This window comes from Sphingomonas sp. CCH5-D11, from assembly GCF_001557395.1.
Lineage (GTDB): Bacteria > Pseudomonadota > Alphaproteobacteria > Sphingomonadales > Sphingomonadaceae > Sphingomonas.
On the sequence record NZ_LSKH01000006.1, the window covers coordinates 1 to 2,101 of the forward strand.

Genomic DNA, 2,101 nt, shown 5'->3' on the forward strand with positions numbered 1-2,101 from the left:
CATAAAACGACAACGCCGCCCCACTGGGCGGCGTTGTCGTTTGTAGTCCACGCCAGCAGATCCGACACCTCCGCCACCACCTCACGCCGCGCGACCCTGCGCGCCGGCGGCGTTAAACGCGACGCTCTCCATTAGCGTCGACAGGAATTCCGGGACTTTGTAGCGAATTGTCTCGTTGTTCAGTGCCGCAAAGCTTGCCGTCCTTCTCTTCGAAGAGGCACTGCAGGGCCAAGTGGGGTGGGATGATGACGTGTGGAGTGTTTGCCACTTGTTGCTAGCTTGGGCTTCAACAACGCCTTCTCGGCTTCCTCAGCATGTCCGCTCCTATATCGTCTCGCCTCCGACGCCGCTGCGGGGTTCGAGCTGGTGCCCTGAGCCGCCCCGTTGTGAGCGGATCAGAGCTCCCGGCGTACCGGATAGGTCCAGCGGAACGGATCGCGTTCGGCCGCCTGTTCTATTACCCAGGTGAGGCGCGCGTCGGGATCGGCCGCGAAACCAGCGTCGGCGGCCAGCTTTGCCTCGAAGGCGGCCTTAAGCTTGGGATCACGGTCGAGCAGCGCGTCGGCGGTGGGCGCCAGCACGAACGCCTCCGCGCCAGGCGCGGGGGACAGCATCTCCGGAAAGAAGCCCCAGGCGAGGAACGAGTCCTGGCTCTCCGGTTCCAGCAGCGCGGCGGCAAGCAGGCCGCGCGGCTGATCATAGGGAACGCGGATCGTACCCGGCACCAGCGTTGCGCGGGTCTGCTCGTGCGCAAAACGCGATTTCAGCGCGGTTCGTCCGTCATTCGCCGGCTGAGGCGCCGGATCGACCAGCCGCACGCGATCCAACATGAGCGTGCGCGCTTCACCCAGCGTCTCGAACTGGATGCCGTGGAGCCGCAGGCGATCGATCACCTCGGTCTGGGCGGCGGGCACCCACCAGGCGCGCGGCAGACGCACGCTCTCAGTGGGCGTCTGCCCGATGATCGGCATGCGGAAGGTAATCGGCCTGGCGAGCCAGTGCTGCTCGTCGCGCCCGGTAACCGGCGAGCGATAGGTCTCGAACGCGATGCCCTTGAACTCTTCGACCCAGCCGATCGGCTCGGCAGCGGGCTTCCACTGCGTCAGCAGTTCGGCGGGGCGGCTGGCGCGATCTTGTGCCTTGGCGGTCGCGATACGGCCCGCGTCGATGGCGGCAAGGCGCAGCGCTTCCTCCAGCAGCACATAGGTGCCGAGCACTCGCTGACGGTACGGCTTGAGCATATGGTTCTCGACCAGCACCGTCGGCACGCCGATGAAATCGCCATAGCCGGTCGAATAGCGCGGCCCTTCGGGGGCATAGCGGATGCCCTTGGTGGGATCGCGCGTGTCGATCGGGCTGGGATAGATGGTCGGCTCGTGCCCGGCCTTCTCCAGCGCGGCCGTCACCGCCGGGCCGAAGCGGCCTTGCAGCCAGTCGGCGGTGGCGCGATGGCGGGCGTAGGTTCCCCAGCCCGCATAGGTGAAGGTCACGTCATATTGCATGTCGAAGCCGTCGCTGACATGGCAATCGACATAGAGGATCGGGTCCAGCCGGCGCAGCAGCGTGATGATCGCGCGCGTTTCCGGCGCGTCTGCCTTCGCATAGTCGCGGTTCAGGTTGATGTTGCGGGCGTTGCGGACATAGCCCTTCTGCGCCGGGCCGCGCAGCGCGGGGAAGTTCCACGCGCTCATTCGCTCATGCCCGTCGATGTTGAGGATCGGGACGAAGACGAGGTCGACCTTGTCGAGGAGCGCATCCTTGCCGCGCATGACAATGTCGCGCAGCAGCATCAGCCCGGCATCCTTGCCGTCGATCTCGCCTGAATGGATGCCGGCCTGCACCAGCACGACCGGCTTGCCCGCGCCGCCCTTGCTGGCGCGCACGAAAACGAGGTCGCGCCCTTCGCCGGTCTTGCCGAACGTCTCCACGGTGATCAGCGGGGAAGCTGCGGCGAGCTTCTCCAGCCACGTGCGCACCTCCGTGTAGCGCGGCGTGGTGGCGAAGCCGGCGCGCTCGGCGGGGGTGATCCACGGATCCGAAGCCGGGACGACCAGCCGTTCGCTCGCGCCGGACCAAGGGAGGGCGGGGGGAAGCACGGCGG

General features: G+C 66.8%; 1 protein-coding gene. It reads right to left on the reverse strand.

All coding sequences use genetic code 11. The features are described 5' to 3' along the window. Positions 1 to 395: 395 nt before the first annotated feature. Positions 396 to 2,101 (reverse strand): M14 family metallopeptidase (locus tag AX702_RS00225; RefSeq protein ID WP_066774856.1); only part of this gene is annotated, 1,706 nt, incomplete at its 5' end.